The sequence below is a fragment of the Sphingobium sp. TomMM35A genome, from assembly GCF_054771735.1.
The window spans coordinates 660,575-680,713 of sequence record NZ_BSRC01000002.1; the positions used below are offsets into that span (position 1 = coordinate 660,575).

At 60.9% G+C, this 20,139-nt stretch carries 16 protein-coding genes; 11 read left to right on the plus strand and 5 right to left on the minus strand.

The genetic code is table 11. The features are described from left to right. Positions 1-10 precede the first annotated feature (10 nt). Complete coding sequence (locus ACYU8T_RS16085; RefSeq protein ID WP_461160266.1) at positions 11-1,168, plus strand: LLM class flavin-dependent oxidoreductase; 1,158 nt, start codon at positions 11-13, stop codon at positions 1,166-1,168. Between the two features lie 92 nt (positions 1,169-1,260). Here ACYU8T_RS16085 and ACYU8T_RS16090 read toward each other — a convergent pair whose 3' ends face one another. After that, positions 1,261-3,624, minus strand: coding sequence for a TonB-dependent receptor (locus tag ACYU8T_RS16090; RefSeq protein WP_461160267.1), 2,364 nt, complete (start codon positions 3,622-3,624; stop codon positions 1,261-1,263). A gap of 326 nt (positions 3,625-3,950) precedes the next feature. On the opposite strand from ACYU8T_RS16090, the gene ACYU8T_RS16095 reads away from it, so the two are divergent. The 5 genes from ACYU8T_RS16095 to ACYU8T_RS16115 all read left to right on the plus strand — a co-directional run bounded on the left by ACYU8T_RS16095 (position 3,951) and on the right by ACYU8T_RS16115 (position 11,357). Further along, positions 3,951-4,232, plus strand: a complete 282-nt coding sequence (locus ACYU8T_RS16095; protein WP_461160268.1) for a hypothetical protein — start codon at positions 3,951-3,953, stop codon at positions 4,230-4,232. A 491-nt stretch (positions 4,233-4,723) separates the two neighbouring features. Beyond that, positions 4,724-5,983, plus strand: coding sequence for a glycoside hydrolase family 3 protein (locus tag ACYU8T_RS16100; protein WP_461160269.1), 1,260 nt, complete (start codon positions 4,724-4,726; stop codon positions 5,981-5,983). Positions 5,984-6,008: 25 nt separating this feature from the next. Next, positions 6,009-6,766, plus strand: a protein-coding gene (locus tag ACYU8T_RS16105) for an IS5 family transposase (RefSeq protein ID WP_461159136.1) whose coding sequence is annotated in 2 segments (ribosomal slippage) — positions 6,009-6,330 and positions 6,330-6,766 — 759 coding nt in all. Because the reading frame shifts where the segments join, the coding sequence is not laid out codon by codon here. Beyond that, on the plus strand, positions 6,684-7,832 hold the full coding sequence (locus ACYU8T_RS16110) for a glycoside hydrolase family 3 C-terminal domain-containing protein (RefSeq protein WP_461160270.1): 1,149 nt from the start codon (positions 6,684-6,686) through the stop codon (positions 7,830-7,832). The genes ACYU8T_RS16105 and ACYU8T_RS16110 overlap by 83 nt, the downstream gene beginning before the upstream one ends. A gap of 120 nt (positions 7,833-7,952) precedes the next feature. After that, complete coding sequence (locus ACYU8T_RS16115; protein WP_461160271.1) at positions 7,953-11,357, plus strand: glycosyl hydrolase; 3,405 nt, start codon at positions 7,953-7,955, stop codon at positions 11,355-11,357. A gap of 157 nt (positions 11,358-11,514) precedes the next feature. Here ACYU8T_RS16115 and ACYU8T_RS16120 read toward each other — a convergent pair whose 3' ends face one another. After that, positions 11,515-12,309 (minus strand): hemerythrin domain-containing protein, encoded by a 795-nt coding sequence (locus tag ACYU8T_RS16120; RefSeq protein ID WP_461160272.1) that lies wholly within the window; start codon positions 12,307-12,309, stop codon positions 11,515-11,517. 271 nt (positions 12,310-12,580) lie between these two features. Between ACYU8T_RS16120 and ACYU8T_RS16125 the strand changes: the two genes are divergently transcribed. Further along, on the plus strand, positions 12,581-13,027 hold the full coding sequence (locus tag ACYU8T_RS16125) for a PA2169 family four-helix-bundle protein (protein ID WP_461160273.1): 447 nt from the start codon (positions 12,581-12,583) through the stop codon (positions 13,025-13,027). 64 nt (positions 13,028-13,091) lie between these two features. Here the strand turns inward: ACYU8T_RS16125 and ACYU8T_RS16130 are convergent, their stop codons facing one another. Both ACYU8T_RS16130 and rpsN read right to left on the minus strand, forming a co-directional pair. Further along, positions 13,092-14,585, minus strand: a complete 1,494-nt coding sequence (locus ACYU8T_RS16130) for an FAD-dependent oxidoreductase (protein ID WP_461160274.1) — start codon at positions 14,583-14,585, stop codon at positions 13,092-13,094. Between the two features lie 40 nt (positions 14,586-14,625). Beyond that, entirely contained in the window at positions 14,626-14,931 is a 306-nt protein-coding gene (gene rpsN, locus ACYU8T_RS16135; protein ID WP_461160275.1) for a 30S ribosomal protein S14, read from the minus strand. Between the two features lie 507 nt (positions 14,932-15,438). Between rpsN and ACYU8T_RS16140 the strand changes: the two genes are divergently transcribed. From ACYU8T_RS16140 to ACYU8T_RS16150, 3 genes are read left to right on the plus strand one after another with little or no spacing between them, the layout of a single operon-like run. Beyond that, positions 15,439-16,716 (plus strand): hypothetical protein, encoded by a 1,278-nt coding sequence (locus tag ACYU8T_RS16140; RefSeq protein ID WP_201516773.1) that lies wholly within the window; start codon positions 15,439-15,441, stop codon positions 16,714-16,716. After that, entirely contained in the window at positions 16,716-17,252 is a 537-nt protein-coding gene (locus ACYU8T_RS16145; protein ID WP_461160276.1) for a DUF4142 domain-containing protein, read from the plus strand. The genes ACYU8T_RS16140 and ACYU8T_RS16145 overlap by 1 nt, the downstream gene beginning before the upstream one ends. Positions 17,253-17,274: 22 nt before the next feature. After that, positions 17,275-17,751, plus strand: a complete 477-nt coding sequence (locus ACYU8T_RS16150; protein WP_461160277.1) for a DUF2243 domain-containing protein — start codon at positions 17,275-17,277, stop codon at positions 17,749-17,751. Positions 17,752-17,768: 17 nt separating this feature from the next. Here the strand turns inward: ACYU8T_RS16150 and ACYU8T_RS16155 are convergent, their stop codons facing one another. Continuing rightward, the gene (locus ACYU8T_RS16155) at positions 17,769-18,794 is read right to left on the minus strand and encodes a S8 family peptidase (RefSeq protein ID WP_461160278.1); all 1,026 of its coding nucleotides are present in this window, start codon (positions 18,792-18,794) and stop codon (positions 17,769-17,771) included. 199 nt (positions 18,795-18,993) lie between these two features. Here ACYU8T_RS16155 and ACYU8T_RS16160 point away from each other — a divergent pair, with 199 nt between their 5' ends. Beyond that, positions 18,994-20,067, plus strand: coding sequence for a patatin-like phospholipase family protein (locus tag ACYU8T_RS16160; protein ID WP_461160279.1), 1,074 nt, complete (start codon positions 18,994-18,996; stop codon positions 20,065-20,067). Positions 20,068-20,139: the final 72 nt, after the last annotated feature.

Below are 20,139 nucleotides of genomic sequence, written 5' to 3' on the forward strand. Positions count from 1 at the left end.
GACCATTCCCATGTCCATCGACTTCTACTGGCGCCTGCCGACGCATGGTTGCCACAACAGCATCCAGACCAGCGGTTATGAGCGGGGCGACTGGTCGCCGCTTCAACCCGGCAACCTCACGCCCGGGCTGGATCGTGCAGGTCAGCCCGACGGCTTCACCTATATCGATCATCTCGCGGCGATCGCGCAGGCGGCGGAGAGCGTCGGCTTTCAAGGCGGGCTGATCCCGTCTTTTCCGAACACCGATGATCCGTGGGTCATCTCATCGCTGCTCGCGCGGGAGACCAAGAGCTTCCGCTTCATGATCGCCTTCCAACCGGGCTTGGGCAATCCGGTTCATACCGCGCGCATGGCGGCCAGCCTGCAACGGGCGACAGGGGGGCGGCTGCTGTTCAACATCATCACCGGTGGTGGCGGCCCGGCCCAGCTCTGGTGGGGCGACAGCTTCGCCCATGACGACCGCTATGGTCGGACGAGCGAGTTTCTCGACATCTTCAAGGGCGTGTGGAACTCGTCCGACTTCTCCTATGACGGGAACTTCTACCAGCTGCGCTCCGGCGGGTTGGCGCAGGTCCTTCAAGGCGAAGAGTTTCCCGAAATCTGGTTCTCGGGTTCGTCGGACGCTGCCCTCCAGACGGCCGCAAAGCATGCCGATTACTATCTCTCCTGGCTCGAGCCGTTCGATCAATTGGGCGACAAATTCGCGCGGGTGAAGGAGCGGACGGGGGCGCTTGGCGGCGAGCAGAAATGCGCGGTGCGCGTCGATCTGGTGGCCCGCGCTACCGAAGAGGAGGCTTGGGCCGATATCGAAAAGGGCTTCAAAAACGTGAGTGACGAGACCCGCCAGCGCTGGCGCGGGCAGGCGACGGACTCGGTGGGCGCGGCCCGACAGGCGGCTCTCAGGCCCACCGAGGCCCGACGCTATGATGAGTTGATCGCTGCGCCTAACTTGTGGGGTGGCTTCAACCTCTTGCGTGGCGGACCGGCGCTCGGCATCGTCGGTAGCTATGAGCAGTGCGCGGCGCGGCTCGACGACCTGATCGCGCGCGGCACCGACGCCTTCATCCTCGCAGGCACGCCGCATCTGGAAGAAGCCTATCGTGTTGGAGAAGAGGTGCTGCCGCTGCTCGGCCGTCAGGCACCCGCATTGCTGGCGGCGGCAGAGTAATCCAGCCGCCAGTTTGACAAGAAAAGGGCGCCGGGAAACTTCCCCGGCGCCCTTTCTTATTGGGACGAGGCCGGTTTCCCGGCCTCACTTCCTCAAAATCGGAACAGCGCAGCCACGCCCGCCGTGCGCGGATCGGCCCATGCCACCGTGTCGCCGGTGATGTTCTGCGCCGCGTTCGCCGCCGGAAGCGAGTGGTTGAGGTAGCGCACGTCGAACAGGTTGTTGATGAAGCCGGTGACGCTCAGCTTTTCGTTCGGAGTCGTGTAGGTAGCCCGCAGATTGGCTACTGTGTACGGCTTCTGCTGCAGATAGGAGCGGTTCACCGGGTCCTGCGGTGTTACATAGTAAAATTGGCGTGACTGATAGCGAGCATCCGCCGCCAGTTCGAGCGACCCGAGATCGGCCAGGCCGAACTTGTAGGAACCACCGACATTAAGCGTGACCTTGGGTGAGCGCACGAAGCGGTTGCCGGCAAGGCTCGTCGTGCTGTTCTGGACAATGAACTTGGTATATTCCGTATCCAGCAGACCCAGCGCCGCGTTGAACTTCAGCCCGTCCAAGGGCGTCAGCCCCAGTTCGAATTCCGCGCCATCAACCTTCGCCATCGCCGCGTTTTGCAGGTAGGAAACGGTCGCGCCGCCCACCGCGCCCGGGTTGGGGCCAACGACATTCACCTGCACATTTTTATAGTCATAATGGAAGGCCGTGGCGTTGAAGGTCAGCAGGCCGTCGAACCAGGTCGACTTATAGCCGATTTCATAGGCGTCGAGCTTTTCCGGCTCGACAGCGGTCAGCGCCACCGCGAGTGTCGCGGCGGTGTTGAACCCGCCCGACTTCACGCCGTGCGAGAATTTGGCGTAGAGGAGATTGTCGCGATCGATGTTCCAGGACGGTGTCACATCATAGGTGAAGGCGTCCCAAGTGCGCTTCAGATTGCCTGCGAAGTTGCTGCCAACGGGCGCAATCGCTCCATAGGTGCCGGTGTAACTGTTCCACCACTGTGCGTAATTGCTCCAGCTGGTGACTGCGCCTGGCACAGTTGGCGCCTGCGATGCACGGCGAACCAAGTCCAGCGTCTTCGTCTCGCGCGTCCAGCGGCCGCCCAGCGTCAGTTTGAGCGCGTCGGTAAAGCGGAAGGTCGTGCTGCCGAACACAGCGCCGCTTTCAGCCTTGTGGTTGTACGCCGTGTTGCTGAAGGCGGCGGCGGGAGCCGGGACGATCGCCTGCGCGGGGACGGCACTTTGCGGCAGCGTCGCAGAGAAGGCGTTGGACCGGATCTTCTCGTTGAAATAGAAAGCGCCCACGATCCAGCTCAGCCGACTTTCCCCGGTCGAGGCCAACCGCAATTCCTGCGTCCACTGGCTTGTGCGCGCTTCTGTGAAGCTGCGCGAGATTTCCAGCGGCGTATAGTCGGTGTCGCCCGCGCCGCGCGTCTTGAACCGTTCATAGCCCGCGATCCAGGTCAGCGCCGCCGGACCCAGATCCCAATCCACATGCAGCGACCCGCCGAACTGTTTGTTGCGGCTATATTCGAGCGCGTTGGTGCTGACGTCGTTGATATCGGTCGAGGGCGCATAGCCGTTGCGGACCACGCTGCTGGGCAGGTAACTGGCGGTCGTCCAATAGGTGCCGTTGGTGTCATAATCCCGATAATGAACGCTCAGCAGCGCCTGCAGATTGTCGGTCGGCCTGGCCAGCAATTGGCCCCGGATCACATTGTCCTTGATCTCGTTCGACTTGTTGCCGGTGTAGAGATTGTCGAAGCGTCCGCCACGGTCGTCAAAGCGGAACGACACGCGCGCCGCCAGCTTGTCATCGACCAAAGTCGTGCCCACGCCGCCCTCGGCGATCTTGTTATCGTAGCTGCCATATTCCAGCTTCACATAGCTGTCGTCATGGCCGTTCAGCGAAGGACGCTTGGAAATGACGTTGATCGCGCCACCGGTCGTGTTCTTGCCCCAGAGCGTGCCCTGCGGCCCGCGCAGCACTTCCACGCGTTCTAGGTCGAACAGCGGCAGGCCGGTCGCGCTCGAGTTGCTGATGTAGACATCGTCGAGATAGAAGCCGACGGGGTTGGCGAGGTCGAGTTGCTGCTGCCCCGCACCCACGCCGCGGATCCACCAGCGCGGGCGGCCATGCTGCTGCGTGCCCGCCGACGCATTGGGCACATAGTTCAGCACTTCGTTCGCAGAGCGGCCGAGACCGCCCACCGAAAAGAGGTCCTTGTCAAAGGCGGTGATGGCAACCGGCACATCTTGCAGTCGCTCTTCCCGCCGCTGCGCGGTGACGACGATGCCCGCGCCGGATTCGGCGTCGGTAGCATCAGCCGGGATGGCGCTGTCCGCAGGCGCGGTCTCGCTGGCGATAGCGGCCGGTATCTGTCCTGCTGCCAACAGGGCGAAGGCGCTGGCGCCCACTATGCGGCGGGTTCGGGACGAGTGGACAGGTTTGGACAAGGAGGTTCCCCCATTTGTTGAAAGAAGTCCGCGTTGCGCGGATCGGACGGGGGAATCCGTCGCAAATGCTGTGCCATTTTCTTAAAATACTGTTTTTAAACAATGTTCTTCAACACTGCGCCGTAGCACTGGTTGAAATTGCACAACCGACAAAGATGCTGCTGCTATGTCAGCAACAACGGAAGGTCCCGTTGCCTGCTTTGGGAACGGAGGCTGCAGCCCTTCCGCCTCGACCCAGTGCGCGCGGGTGATTTCCCGCGCGAGCGCGCAGACCTGCCGGCGAATATCAGGGACCGCAACAATCTCCAATGCGCGCCGCGTGCCATGTGACCGACAACGAACAGGCGCTGTTGCGCGGTGCCGTCACGGGTAATTGCGCGACACTGGCGGTCGACATCGATGCCGATGAAAAGTGGATCGGACCGGATATCGCCTCGTTCTGCCAAGCGCTGCAGCAGCGGTTCACGCGCCCTGCGCAAATCTCCAAGCGGCCCCGTGCAGTTGATGACTCGCGCGACATTCAGCGCTTCGACGTTTGCCTGTCAGCTGGCGGCTGCTCGGGTTTAGAGTGGCGCCTCGCTCCGCGACCCGCGGGCAGGCTTAAATAGGGCAGCTACGGGCCGGTCTACCCAGTCGGAAGCCGCACCACTAGCTAACGCAACGACTCTGTCCCGAAGATTCTGTGAAAGCGTTTGCACCATCCGCTCCTGCCTCCTCAACCCAGCAGAAAGCATGATGAAATCAGCACTGGCACGAACCACCAACGTTACGATGCGTGCGGAGACGCTCGAATCTCACGCCAGCAATAAATAAACGATGTCGTTTAACATCGCTGGCTTTTGCAGGCTCGTTTTGTAAAAAATACATTGTTGAGGTGTCAAATCAGGTCAGAAAGGTTTCGAGGTTGCCAGTGCCATCCCACACCTCACTCTTCCTTCAGTCGGAATACCGCTGCAATTGCCTAGCCTTTGGCCGGTCAATTACAGTGCGTGTACCGGCAAAGTTGCATGGCCGAAACGCTGCAGGGAATGATTGGAAGCACGTTATTCACGCGGTGACGATCGCCAGCCTGGCCACAGTAGGAGAGGCCTGAGTTGCCATGCCCTTGACCCTTCAGCGTCGACATCTTCTCATTCATGGCGCCGCGGCGCTTGTGCTGGCGGCAATTCCGGTCGACCTGTCCGCAGCCAGGATCAGTGACGAGGCAGACAGGCGTTTTGTCGAAAGCTTGCTCCGGCGGATGACCATCGAGGAGAAGGCGGGGCAACTCTCGCTCTTTACGGCTCCTTTCGCCACGGAAGTCAATCCAGTCACCGGGCCGCCACCGCGCATCAAAGAGGTGCAGGCTATGGTTCGCGCAGGCGGCGCTATTGGTTTCTTCGGCTCGCACGATCCGGCTTTCCTTCGCTCGCTCCAAAAGATCGCAGTGGAGGAGTCGCGGCTGCGCATACCGTTGATCTTTGCGGGCGATGTCATCCACGGCCTGCGTACAATCTATCCCACGCCCTTGGGCGAGGCCGCCAGTTTCGATCCGGACCTCTGCTATCGCACGGCGCGCGCTACCGCGCAGGAGGCCAGTGGGTTTGGCCTGCACTGGTTCTTCGCGCCGATGGTCGACGTGGCGCGGGATCAACGCTGGGGACGGGTAACCGAGGGGGCAGGCGAAGATCCATGGTTGGTCTCTCGTCTTTCGCAGGCGCGGGTGCGCGGTTTCCAAGGGCCTGATCTCAAAGCCGAGGACGGGATGCTCGCATGCCCCAAGCATTTCGCGGCTTATGGCGCGGTCGAGGGCGGCATGGATTATAATAGCGTCGAAATTTCCGACATAGCGCTGCATCAAGTCCATTTGCCCTCGTTCAAGGCGGCATTCGATGCAGGCGCCTTGTCGGTCATGTCCTCCTTCAACGACATTGGCGGCGTGCCCTCCACCGGCAATCGACACTTGTTGACCGATATTCTACGCGGCCAGTGGAAGTTTCCCGGGTTGGTGGTATCCGATTATGAGTCCGAAAAGGAACTGATCGCCCACGGCTTTGCCGAAGATGAAGAAGACGCCGTCATTAAGGCGCTGACCGCCGGGTGCGACGTGTCCATGCAGAGCGGTTTGTACAACAAGCATATTCCTGCGCTTGTCCGATCCGGCCGCTTGCCAATCCGCATCGTCGATGAGGCGGTACGGCGCGTGCTGCGCGTCAAGCAGGCGCTGGGACTGTTCGAAAACCCCTATCGTTCGCTTTCGCCGGACCGCCGGGCGCAGGTCGAGGGTACGCCCGCCATGGTCGCGCTGGCGCGGGAAGCGGCGCGAAAATCCATCGTGTTGCTAGGCTCAGGACCCATTGATTGGCTGAGGGCGATGTGATTCAGGCTCCGCGAGGAGACTGAGCATGAGCGACCTGTATTGGCTGACGGACGAGCAGATGGCGCGTCTTTCGCCCTATTTTCCCAAGAGCCACGGCAAGCCCCGGGTCGATGACCGGCGCGTGCTGAGCGGGATCATCTTCGTCAACCGCAACGGGCTGCGCTGGCGTGATGCGCCCAGGGAATACGGTCCGCACAAGACGCTCTACAACCGCTGGAAACGGTGGGGCGAGATGGGCGTGTTTGGCCGGATGATGGAGGGGCTGTCTGCCCAGAGAGCCGATCCCCAGACCGTCATGATCGATGCTACCTATCTCAAGGCCCACCGCACGGCTTCCAGCCTTGGGGTAAAAAAGGGGGCCTCGGCCGCCTGATCGGGCGGACCAAGGGCGGCATGAATACCAAGCTTCACGCCGTCACCGATGCCAACGGCCGCCCTTTGAGCTTCTTCATCACGGCAGGACAAATCAGCGATTACACCGGCGCGGCAGCCCTGCTCGATGATCTACCCAAGGCGCAGTGGATGCTGGCTGACCGGGGCTATGACGCCGAATGGTTCAGGGATGCGCTCGAACAAAAGGGCATCACGCCTTGCATTCCGGGCCGGAAATCCCGTTCTTTTCCCGTCAAATACGACAAGCGCCGATACAAACGCCGAAACCGCATCGAGATCATGTTTGGTCGCCTGAAAGACTGGCGCCGTGTGGCAACCCGCTACGACCGCTGCCCAACCGTCTTCTTCTCCGCCCTCGCTCTCGCAGCCACCGTGCTCTTCTGGCTGTGATCAACGAGTCCTGAGCCTAAAGAATGAGGGGGACCTTCTTCCCCTGCCGAAATCGGGCAAGTCCTTTGCTTTTATCGGCCCCTATGTGTCGGACACTGTCCACGCATTTGGTGCGTGGGCAGCTACGGGCGACAGCCGCAAGGTCGTGACACTCGAAGAAAGCGTGCGCTCCACGCTAGGTGCAGGCGCACGAATATCCTTTACCAAGGCTTGCACCCCGACCAAGCCGATCGACGGCGGCATCGACGCCGCCATCGCGGCCGCGACTGCAGCCGACATTGCGGTCCTGTTCGTGGGCGAAAGCACGACGCGCAGCGGTGAGGCTGCGTCGACCGTGTCCATCACCATTCCGTCCCACCAGCAGGCACTAGTGGAAGCGGTGGTGGGAACGGGCAAGCCAACGGTCGTCCTGCTCAAACATGGTCGCGGCCTGGCGCTGACCGGCGAATGCCTGAACGCACAAGCCATAGTTGCGACCTGGTTCCTTGGTTCGCAAACCGGGCACGGCATTACCGACATCCTGTTCGGCGATCACGCGCCCCAAGGCCGATTGCCCGTCAGCTTCCCGCAGTCGGCCGGGCAACAACCTTATTATTACAATCATCGTCCGACCGGACGGCGCCAGACGAATCCATCGCAAAAATCTCACAAGGCGCGCTATCTGGAAGTGTCGAACGAGGCGTTGTTCCCCTTTGGTCATGGCCTGGGATATGCACCCATATCCTACGGGCCCACCCAATTGGATCGCGATACCGTCCACAAGGGGGAAACACTATTGGTGCGCGCCACCCTCACCAACAGCGGAAAGCGTACCCAGCGCGAAGTAGCGCAGCTCTATATTCATGATCGCGTCGCCAGCATCACGCAGCCGGTGCGCGTACTGCGCAACATCCAGCATATCGATATCGAGGCAGGGCAAAGTCATATGGTAGAGTTCGAATTACGGCCGGAAGACCTGGCTTATATCCACGAAGATCTTGCCAACGAAGCCGATGCCGGATTGTTCGACATCTGGATTGCTCCTGACGCGACCCGCGGCATTTCAGCATCCGTGCGGCTGATATGATGGCTATGCCTGATCATCGCTCCGTCCCTTCAGCGAATAGACCTTGCCGGTCCGAAGAGCATAAATTCTTGAATTGATGGCGGACGTCTCGATCTGCATGAAAACCTTGGGAGGATAGTCTTGAAACGTTTTTCGCAGATGAAGCTTGGGTCCTGCGCGCTTGCCCTCGCTTTGCTCTATTCTGGCGGAGTGTCCGCACAGGACATCGCAGTCGATGCATTCCAGACCCCGCCTGCTGCCGCAAAGCCGCGCGTATGGTGGCACTGGAACAGCGGCCAGATCAGCAAGGCTGGCATTGATGCCGATCTATCCTGGATGCAGCGCATCGGACTGGGCGGATATCAGGCGTTCGACGTCGATGTAGGCGCACCCCGCGTGATCGAAGCGCCGTTAAAATATATGAGCCCGGAGTGGAAGGACGCCTTCAAATACGCTGTGGATGGCAGCATCGCGCGAAAGCTGGACATCGGCGTGGCGGGGTCTCCCGGCTGGAGCGAAAGCGGCGGTCCCTGGGTCAAGCCCGAACAGGCCATGAAGAAATATGTCTGGAGCGAGACCCGGATCGAAGGCGGCAAGCGCTTCACCGGCAAGCTGGCGCAACCGCCCGGCACCGCCGGTCTGTTCCAGAACAACGCCAGTATCGACCCGCGCAACAGCACGCCCTTTTACCGGGATGCCAGGGTGGTCGCGTTCCGGCTGCCTGCGCACTATGCCCTGCCGCGCCCGGTCGCCACGGCAAGCGGCGGCACTTTTCCTGTCGAGCAGATGATGGATGGCGATGTCGTCCGGACGACCGAATTGACCGCCGCGACTCCGGGTGGCGATTCCTGGGTGCAATATGATTATGGCCGACCGGTGACGGTCAGGGCCATCACGATCGCGACTGGAGGCTATGCCTCCATGGGCGGCGCAGGCGGGGCCGGGCTCGGCCCGAACGTGCGGCTGGAAGCAAGCGACGACGGCCGCGTGTGGAAAATGGTGAGCAATCTGGAAAGCGCTGGCCCGCAGCGCACGACATCCGTGCCCGCAACCACGGCGCGGCTGTTCCGGATCGTGGTTCCACCGGCCGCGAGGCAAGAGGACAAAAAGGATGCCATCCTGAATGTGGGCGGGGGGCCTGGAGGTAAACTGCTGATTTCGGAACTCGTGCTTCAGGGTGCGCCGATGATCAACGCCTGGGAGAAAAAGGCAGGGTTCGAGGTTTCGCACGATTACTATGCACTGGCGACGCCTGCCGGACGAAGCGCGGTGCGTGCCGCCGATGTGTTGGACCTGACGAGCAATCTGCGGCCCGATGGATCTTTGGACTGGACCGCGCCGCGCGGGGAATGGGTCGTGCTGCGCTTTGGCTATTCGCTGACGGGGCAGCATAACGCCCCGGCTCAGGAAAGCGGCGCAGGATTGGAGGTAGACAAGCTGAACGGCGCGGACGTCTCCAGCTATATCACTCAATATCTGGATAAGTACCGCGACGCGAGCGGAGGTCGGCTGGGACCGTCCGGCGTCAGCAACATGATATTCGACAGTTGGGAAGCCGGAACGGCCAATTGGACGCCCGCCATGTTGGAGCAGTTCAAGCGGTTGCGCGGTTATGACGCAGTCTCCTATCTCCCTGCGCTGGCGGGCTATGTCGTGGACAGCGCGGAAAATAGCGATCGTTTCCTTTGGGATTTCCGTCGGACGCAACAGGAATTGCTGAAGACAGAACATTATGACCGGCTGAGCGCGGAGCTGCATAAGGTGGGCATGGTCCGCTACGGCGAATCCCATGAGGGTTCACCCCATGTCATTGGGGATGGGATGGAAATGAAGGCGTCGGCCGACGTGCCGACGGCGGCGCTGTGGGTCAAGGGCGCGCCCGGTGAATTCCAGGCCCGTGCCTTCGCAGACATCCGGGAATCTGCTTCGGTTGCGCATATCTGGGGCCAGAATCTGGTGGCTGCGGAATCGCTCACGGCAGCCGGGGCACCATGGTCCCTCTCGCCCCGGGTGCTCAAGCCCTATGCCGACCTGCTGATGCTGGCCGGGGTGAACCGTTTCATCCTGCATAGCAGTGTTCACCAACCGTTGATGGGCAAGGCGCCGGGCCTGGTGCTGGGGCCATTTGGCCATTGGTTCAACCGCAACGATACATGGGCAGAGCAGGCCGGACCCTGGATCAGCTATCTGGGCCGCGCATCCCATTTGCTGCAGCAGGGGCAGGCCGTCAACGATGTCGCGATTTTCTATGGCGAGGGCACATCGATCGTCGCTCTGTTCGGTGACAAGCCTCCGGCCATCCCGGATGGGCTGCAATATGATTATGTCAACGCCGATGCGCTGGAGAACCGTATCGGGGTCAAGGACGGTCGCCTGGTGACGGAAGATGGCATGTCGTGGCGACTGCTCTACATGAGCGGGCAGGTGCAGTGGGTGACGCTGCCTACGCTGGAACGGCTGCGTGATCTGGTGCGGGCGGGCGCGGTGCTGGTAGGTGAGCGCCCACTTGGGTCCCCCAGCTTGAGTGACGATCCCGCCAAAGTGCGGGCCATCATCGCTGAACTCTGGCCCTCAACGACAGGCGTAGCCAGGATCGGCGCAGGCAAGGTCTATGCAGCCAGGCTGCCAGACGCCGCTCTGGCCGGGGAGAAGATCGCGGCCGATTTCGAGCTGATCCAGGGGGCCGATGCGGAGGTCCGCTTCCTTCATCGTCATGTGGGCGGCTCCGACATCTACTTCGTCGCCAATCGCAAGGACCGTGCGCAGACGGTTCAGGCGTCATTCCGCACGGCGGGCAAGGCGCCGGAACTGTGGGACCCCGTCACGGGCAAGGCGAGCCCGGCCAGCTACCGAACAGAAAATGGCCGCACGATCGTCGAGATTCCCTTCGATCCTTTCGGCGCGACCTTCGTCGTCTTCCAGAAAGAGGGACCAGAAGCCCGCGCGGTCCCAGCCGTTACATCCGAGCGGTTGGCTGATATGTCTGATGGTTGGTCGGTCGCTTTCCAGCCGGGACGGGGCGCACCGGCCAAACTGGCGCCGGGAAAATTGCGGGACCTCAGCAAAGAAGCCGACCCCAGCGTGCGCTATTTTTCCGGCACGGCCAGCTACACGAGGAACCTGAACGTTCCCAGATCCTGGCTTAACGGCGCGCGCTCCATCAAGTTGGATCTTGGCCAGGTGGAAGTCGTCGCAGAAGTGCTGGTCAACGGCCGGTCGGCGGGGATCGCATGGACGAAGCCCTACCAACTCGATATCGCACCCCTGCTGAAGCAAGGCAGGAACAAGATAGAGGTTCGGACCAGTAATTTGTGGGTGAACCGGGTGGTAGGCGACCGTCAACCCGGCGTGGCCAAGCGGATCAGCTTCACTGCAGAAGATGCGCCAAGCTTAGGGTTTAAGCAGCCGGTGACGGTGTTCGATACGATCGGTGCCGGGGGCAAGGCATTCGGCGCCACCCCATATGACGCTGATACTCCGTTGCCATCGTCAGGCCTGATCGGCCCGGTACGCCTGATCCGGGAAAACATCGCTGATGGAAGCTGATGTGACTTCGGTTTCTCCTCCGAATTCGGTTAGCTTCCGGCTCCTTGGGAGGACGGAGGACGACGGAGATTATCTCGTTATGGAACGGTTGCGATCTATTATTTTCAACCCTCCGGCACGTGTATTCGCATAGCTTGGCGGCGTGTTTGTCAGCGGTTCAGCGCCCTCGGCTTGACCTCACCGCAAGCACTGCGCCAGCCACTACAGTCGCTGCGGCGGCGGCGCGCCATCCGGGCAGATGCTTGTCGGAGACGCTCGTGCTTGGATCTTCTCCCTTTCGCATGCCTGGCAACCGCTCAACTAGGTTAGATGCGAAGGCGAGTGCGGAACTCAACGCCCTGAGCGGTTCGGTCGCGGGACCCGCGCCGCGATGGAGAAGCGCGTCGATGCCATCGCGACTGCGGTCCAGCAGCGAGAGTGGCAGGGCGGCCAGGACATTGCCTGGTGGGCGGCGGGAAACGATCGGATGCGCTCGGGTCGGAGCGATGCGTCGCACTGCTTCCCAAGCCCAGCCGAGCCGGCGTAGTTGCGCAGGCGAGACCGCATCCTGCAATCTTGGAAGGAGCCGGTCCTCCTCATCCCGCACATCCTGCCGCAGCAATGCGACGATCCGCTCGAGCAACTGCGCGTGATGGGGAGAGTCCGGCGCTGTTCCATCCAGCTCTGCAACAAGCTCATTGATCTGCTGATGTTCCTGCTCCACCCTCAGTGTCAGCAGTTGTCCGTCGGGCAGCACGCGTCTTAGTGTTGGCCACAGCACAGCCTCCTCGGCGAATGCGTGCGGGAAAACGAGGCGATAGATTCGCAGCAATAAAGGTGCCTGCTGATCGGCTGGCGCGGCGCCAAGCCGGTTGAGCAGCCTGTCCAACCGCTCATGGTCGCGCTTCTGTCGACTAAGGACGCTTGCCGCGCCGCTCATATTCTGCTCGGTCTGTTGGGCAAGGGACTTCATCTTGGTTCCTCAAGGTCGGCGATGATGGTGTGAGACGAACCAGAGTCGTTCCCTTCGGTTGCCTGTTCTCTTCCGCATTCCGCACCATCGCCAGCCTGGATCAGTCCATCTTCACGCATGATGGTCGGCGCGATTTGCTGGCCGGTTCAATGCTCTTCGTCGTGAGCGGAAGGCGTGCTGGCGCGCCGGGAGTTAGGCGCCCAGAGAGTATGGAACTTGGACCAGCTTGCAGCGCTGGAGCCATTCAACACTCGCAAGAAAGGAGCAGTTGATGAGCAACGATCACAGCATCTCTACCCTCAACAGTTTGATCAAGACCACGCTCGACAGCGTGAAGGGCTTCAGAGATGCGGCGGAGGATGCGTCAAACACCCAATATGCGACAACCTTCGCCGAGTTTGCGCAGGAACGGAGTCAGGTTGCCAGCAGCCTCCAGGCCGAAGTGCGCAGGCTAGGCGGAAATCCGGAAGATGAAAGCAGCTTGCTCGCAGCGGCCCACCGCAGCTTTATGGACCTCAAACAGGCGATCACCGGCAAGGATGACAAGGCGGTTGTCGAGGAGGTCGAACGCGGCGAAGATTATATCAAGGGCAAGTTCGAGGCGGCACTGTCCGACAATGATCTGGATGCATCGGCGCGTACGGTCGTTGAACAGGCATATCAGTCGGTTCGCGCCGGTCACGATCGGGCAAGCGCGCTCAAGCACAGCCTGGCTTGAGGGCATCGGGGCCGCTCCGGCTGGAGCGGCTAACCGCCTTTTGCCTAGTGATGAAGAGCTGGGATCAGCCGCCGCCAATGCCCTCGATGACCTTCCCTGTCCCCTCGCAGCCGGGGCATGGCTGGCCATTCAGTCTTCCGTCACCGCCACAGGTTGGACAGAGATTTTCACCAGTGCCTTCAGTTCCAGCCGGGGCCTCGTCACCCGGCTTCATCCGTTCATCATCATTCGTTGGCATCGCATTTCTCCTTGCTTGATCCGGCGGGCCTTGTGACGGCTGCGTGATCAGCCGGGCGCCGCGCTGATAGGTGAAATAGCGCCAGAGCCATTGGATGCTGACCAACAGCCGCTTTTCGAAGCCAACCAGCAGATAGAAATGGACAATGGCCCAGAGCAACCAGGCAACCCGCCCCTTCAGGCGGCGCTTGCCGAAATCGAAAATTGCGGCGTTGCGGCCGATGATCGCAGTGTTGCCACGATCGTGAAAGCGGAAGGGGGCAAGTGGAGGGCAGCCGGTGTATTCGCGCGCGAGCGATTGGCCCAGATGGCGACCCTGTTGCTGCGCCACCTGCGCCAGTGCGGGGAGCGGCTGACTTGTTTCCGGGTCATCTAACGCGGCGCTGTCGCCCAGCACATGAATGTCAGGATGGCCGGGCACAGAAAAGTCCCCGGCGACCCGCACCCGGCCGCTACGGTCGCATTCGGCCCGCAACCAGGACGCCACCGGCGACGCCTTGATCCCGGCCGCCCATATGATTGTGCTCGCCCGCAGCTTTTGTCCGGCGATGACGAGCGTATCGTCATCAATGCTCTCGAGCGCCTTGCCCAACATGACTTCGACCCCGATCGCTTCCAGCCGCCGCCGGGCGTAGGCGCTCAGTTCCTCCGGAAAGCTCGTCAGGATCTGCTTGCCCGCCTCCACGAGCAGGATGCGCACCGCGCCGGGATCGATATGCCGGAAGTCGCGGGCAAGCGTGTAATGCGCAAGCTCCGCTATTGCTCCTGCCATTTCAACGCCCGTTGGTCCCGCACCGACAATGACGATGGTCATCAGTTCTGCCCGTCGCGTCGGATCGGCTTCCCGCTCTGCCAACTCGAAACCGCGCAGAATTCGGCTGCGAAGAAGGCGAGCATCCTCGATGCTGCGCAAGCCCGGCGCCAGCGCTTCCCACTCCGGATGCGCAAAATAATTATACTGGCTGCCGGTTGCGATCACCAGCTTGTCGAAGTGCAGCGATGAGCCGTCAGCGAGCGACAGGCGGCGCGATCGTGGATCAACGCCTACGGCTTCGCCAAGCACAACCTCTATATTGTCGTGGCGGCGCAGGATGCGCCGGATGGGCTGCGCTATATCGGCAGGCGAGAGCGCGGCCGTCGCCACCTGATAGAGCAAGGGCACGAAAAGGTGATAGTTGTTGCGGTCGAGCAGAGTGACGCGGACCGGTTCACCGCCGAGTTCGCGCGCGCAGGCGAGACCGGCGAAACCGCCGCCGAGGATGACTATGTGGGGACGTCGGCTTGTGCCGAATCCTGCTGAGGCGTGGCCATCCGCGTTCAACCGCACCTCCTCTTTAGAGTGGAGAGAAGGATGGTCCGTGTCACCAACTCGATTTGATCACGCCTGGCAGTTGCCCTCTCGTGGCAAGGTGCCTCAGCATCACCCGAGCCAGTCTGAATTTCCGGTAATAGGCGCGCGGCCGCCCCGTCAGTTCGCACCGGTTCCTGATCCGCGTAGGATTGCCGTTACGAGGGATTTCCGCCATCTTCAGCCGTGCGATCAAGCGCGCTTCCGGGCTGAGACTTTCATCATCCGCCGCCGCCTTCAGCTTCGCATATTTTGGCGCATATTTCTTGGCGAGCTTGCGGCGACGTTCGTTCTTATTCACTGCGCTCTTTTTGGCCATCTAGCTTCCTCCCTTATTCGATTTTAATCGCTCGCGTCGGAAAGCGCTGGCATGCTCACCTTGTGCTGGTTCATCCTCTTCTACCATCAGCAGCGTTATTATCCTGTGCGCATAATGCGCAGCTAACGTCCGGTATATAGTTGCAGCGGTCCGCGAGCCCGCCTCGCGCGCACTGAGGTCTTCTTTCTGGAGGCGCTTTCTATAATATTCTACGTCATTCATGGGGCGATCCTGGGCACTTCGGCAGCGATAACATCACCGATAGGGCAGTGAATTCACAACGGTTAAGTCGAAAGTCCTTTTGGATGACGAACCAACCTAGGTGAATGAATGCTGATATTGGTTTCGGCGCGCATGTTGACGCAAATGTCATGATTTTCCGGAAGAACAATCGTCCCGGGACTGATCCGCCGCTTCTGCTTACCTGAGTTAGAGTGTTCGGGATTTTGGCGAAACTCGGTAGCACGGCCAATGTTCAGGGCGGAGCATCCGTGTGGGAGCAATTCTATGAGCTTTAATCCTTTGGCCGAGCGTGGCATTCCGCTCGAACAACAATTCCGCAGCTGGTCTGAACTCAACATCGAACCCTATGACACGCGCGCCGTGCATCCTTATACACGCTGTCGCGTGATTGCGATGAACGGGATAGAAGTTGAGGCCATCATCAATTCCCATCAGATGGCGCGCCGGACGATGGATATTGGCCTCAAGCAAGTCGCCGCTGTGGTCAGGCGAGTCGAACAGCAGCAGCAAAAAGTCGTGAACTGGCTGATCCCTGGCGATGAGAGCACAATCGCGAACACCATCGGCTATGAGCAGGTCGCGGTGGATCTGACGGCTTGGCTGGCGCGGCACGAGCCCGATCCATACCTCAAGAAGGTCTATGAATTCGCGCTGCTGGAGGATTTCGATCATCTCTACAGATACGCCAACCTCATGGATCTGATGGGGGAAGGCAGAAAGGCGGAGGAGATCACGCAGGACCTGACCGAGATGCTGCCCGGGCGGCCGACGATCTTTCAGCATCGGCACCCGCACGATGAGCTGCGGCGGCCCATGACGATCCATGCCGCGGATATTCAGTCGATCATGAACGGCATCACTATCGTTGCCGCTGAGCAGCAGACGATGAACTATTATATGAATGTGGGGAACCGCCCCGTCGATCCGCTTGCGCGCGCACTCTATCTGGAGATCGCCCAGATCGAGGAGCAGCATGTATCCCACTATGAATCGATACTCGATCCATCGATGACTTGGCTCACCAACTGGGTGCTGCATGAATATAATGAGTGCTGGATGTACTGGTCGTGGATGTCCACGGAAACGGACGCACGACTGAAGGCGATCTGGGAACTGCATCTGGGCATGGAGATCGAGCATCTGCGCATTGCTTGCGAACAGATGAAGGAGATTGAAAAGGTCGATCCCGCCGATTTCCTGCCCGCGAATGGCATGCCCGCGCCGCTGACCTTCGAACCCAACAAGGAATATCTGCGCGACGTGCTTGACCGCACCATCAGCTGGACCAGCTATGATGCGCAATTTGTCGATATCAAGACGCTTGGTCCCGATCATCGCTATTTCGAATATCAGCGTAAGGTCAATGCAGGCGGATCGCCCACGGAAATCGTCATAGACCGGCACCGCGAGGAATTCGGCCATGAATATCGGTTGGAACCCGATGGTCCTCACCCGATCGAGTCGCTCCGTGAACGGGGCCCCCATGACCAGTTCGCCTATTGGGAAGCCGTGCGCTCCCATGTGCCCGAAGGAGTGGAATGATGAGCAACGAACAGGAAGCAGGCGGCCTGAAGCAGGTCGTCAACAAGGTGACAGATGCGGTCGGGGGCATGGTGGGGCAGGCAAGTGCAGCCAGCACGAGGACGGCTGACCAGTTTGTCGAAAATGCCGCCATCGGGGATCGCTACGAGATCCGCGCCGGGATGATCGCGTTGCAGCGAGCCCAACGCGATGACGTGCGGCTGGCAGCTCGCCAGATGATCATCGATCACACGACAAGCACGCATCAGCTTCAGGCCGCGCTGGAGATGAACGAGACCGCAGGCGTGATTGCGCCCCCACTTGAGCTGGACAACCGCCGTCAAGGGATGATCCAGCACCTGATGGAGGCCTCAGACGATGGGTTCGACAAGCAATATCTGGATCAGCAGGTGCTTGCCCATGAGGAAACCGTGACCTTGATGCGCAACTTCGCCGGGGGTGGCGACAATTCGCAGTTGCGCTCATTCGCGCTTTCCACCGCTCCAATCGTCGAACGGCATCTGGAGCATATGAAACATTTGCGTGAGCTCGCCTGATGGCGAGCCGCAGGAGACGCAGATGACCGAAGGAAGGACTGACCTGCCCTCGCTTGCTCCTCCGGGAATCATGCTTGGCATTGGCCTCGGAGGATTTTTCGACGGGATAGTCCTGCACCAGATTTTCCAGACACATGCCATGCTGTCAGCGGTCATTCCCATGGACAGCATGATGAACATGAAAGCCAATATGCTCGCCGATGGCCTTTTCCACGCGCTTATGTGGATGGCGACGCTGAGCGGGGTGGCATTGCTCTGGCGGGCACTAAATGGCAGGCGGGGCGCCAGCGCACCGGGCTGGCGACTGATCGGCTACATGCTCGCAGGATGGGGATGGTTCAACCTTATCGAAGGATTGATCGACCACCATCTGCTGAATCTGCACCATGTCATTGAAGCGCTTGGCGTGTCGATTTGGGACTGGCTGTTCCTTGCCTCGGGCATCGTCCTCATTCTTGCCGGCCACGCCATTGCGAGGAAGTCCAGCCAAATCACTTGACGCACAAAGCGTGCTCTTCAGCCCTTTGCCTCCTGCACGGCGCGTATTGCCCTGCCCACGTTGAGCCGCCCCCTGCCAGTCAGGTGATCAGTGCCGCGCTCGGCAAGATCATCTGCGCTTTGCAGCAGCATTGAGGCAGCCTGCGGCCCGGACAGATGCGGAGCCCGGCTAAGCAGGAGCGCGATGGCGCCTGCGGTGTAAGCGACCGAATAGGACGTTCCCGAGACGAGGCTGCAGGATCGCTCGCCACAATCGACAACAACATATTCACCCGGAGCGACGACATAGCGGCTGCGTGTTGCGCCTGCCTTGTTCGACCAGGGCGCCATCCTGCCCCGGAGGGTTGCTGCGCCCGACACCAGCATCGATGAAGCGAAACGCGGGTCGGTGGCATAGCGGGCGGGCCAGACGGGCTGGTCTGCCCCGTCATTTCCAGCCGCAGCGACGATGACGACGCCGCGTTTCGCAGCGCGCTCCAGCGCCGGTTCTATGGCCTGGATTGCCCGCCTGGAGGCCATCGGCATGCCGATAACGCTTGCCCCATGATCCAGCGCATAGTCGATCGCCTTGGCCAGAAGCGGCGGGTCAAATGCGCAGGTGCGAAGGCAAGAGCCGTCACGATCGGTACGAATGGACAACAGCGTCGCTTCATAAGCAATGCCGAATGTTCCCGCGCCATCGACGCGGGCAGCCAGCAGGGAGGCGGTCTGCTCACCATGCCGCCGGTCGCCCGTGTCGAACCGCCGGTCGGGTACCAGGTCGATCGAATGAGGAGAGAGGTCGCTGAACAACCCTGCGGCGTCCGGGCCAATGCCCGTATCGATCATCGCGACGACTATGCCTTTTCCGGTCGCGCCCTTGCGGTAGACGCCGGTCGCGCGGCTTGCCTTCACGCCCCAGCTCAGACGATATTCGGCACTACCCAGTTTCGGGCGCGGCGGCGTACCGGAGGCGGCCGCCGCAAGGGTTGGAGTGGAGATCAGGATCATCATGAGCGCGGACTGCGCGGCAATGCGCGCCGAGCGCCGAAGCGAACGGGTCAATGTATGTGCTCCTGGAAGTGCCGGCAGTTTCGATGAGCAGGATGTAGGAACGCCAGGCCGTACCGAAAAGGGGTGACGAGCAGCATCGCAGCGTGGAACGCCGCACCCTGCGAGCGGTTTTGGGATGCTACAGCGCAGGAGATCTTGTGGCACCCGTCATTTACCATCAGAATCCAGGCATGGCTCCGGATAGCCTGCGGTGAACGACCATCCCTATGATGTCGCGCTCGTCCTTAGCGGCGGGAATGCGCTCGGCGCATATCAGGCTGGAGCCTATGAGGCGCTGCATGAGCAGGGGCTTGAGCCTTCGTGGATTGCTGGTGCGTCTGCGGGCGCGGTAAATGCGGCGGTGATTTGCGGCAACGAGGCGTCCGACCGGATCAGCCGACTGCGTGAGCTGTGGAAATGTCGCGGAGACGCCGAACCGGTTGACCTGCCTGCAATCTTCGAGACGGTGAGGCGTAGCTGGTCGACCGCATTGACGCTGGCCGGCGGACATCCTGGACTTTTCGTGCCCCGCCATATCTACGGCCCCTGGTTTAACCCTCTGAACAATGACGAGCCTGCGAGCCTCTACGATCTGCGTCCACTCGCCGACACGCTGCGGCGGCTGGTGAATTTTGATAGGCTCAATCAAGGTTCTCCGCGCTTGTCAGTCACAGCTGTGGATATTCAGACCGGGGAGGATGTCGCATTCGACACAAGCAACTGTTGGATCGGCTGCGACGAAATTCGCGCGAGCGCGGCGCTTATTCCACTGTTCCCGCCGGTCGCAATTGGCGAGCGGCTGCTGGGAGACGCGGGCATTTCAGTCAACCTGCCTCTCGACATCATCCTGTCCGAAAAGCGGTCCCGCCCGCTGCTTTGCATCGCCGTGGATCTGCTGCCGCTGTCCGGAGGTCGTCCTCGCACGCTCGGCGACAGTGCAAAGCGGAGCCAGGACCTCATGTTCGCAACGCAAAGCCGCCGCGCGTTGGCCGCCTGGCAGGCGCTCTTTGATGCCGAAGGTGAGAAAGCAGCGCCCGTAACGGTGCTGCGCCTCGCCTATGCGGATCAGGCGAAGGAGGTGGCGGGCAAGGCATTCGACTTCTCGAGCCAATCTGCCGAAGCGCGCTGGCGCGCTGGTTATGATGCTATGAGGAGCATGTTGGCTGCTCTTGAACGGGGTGAGATAGCGACGAGAGATCCAGGCTTGTCGGTTTACCAGTCCGATCCTCGCAGTCTGCACGGGATTGAGCGTGTTCGTTTCTCCATGCGGCCAGAGCTGGGATAAAATTGAAAGCGTTCTCGGATACCCTGACAAGCGCATGGTCGCGAGAACGCTGATAAGACCGCAGCCTGCCTC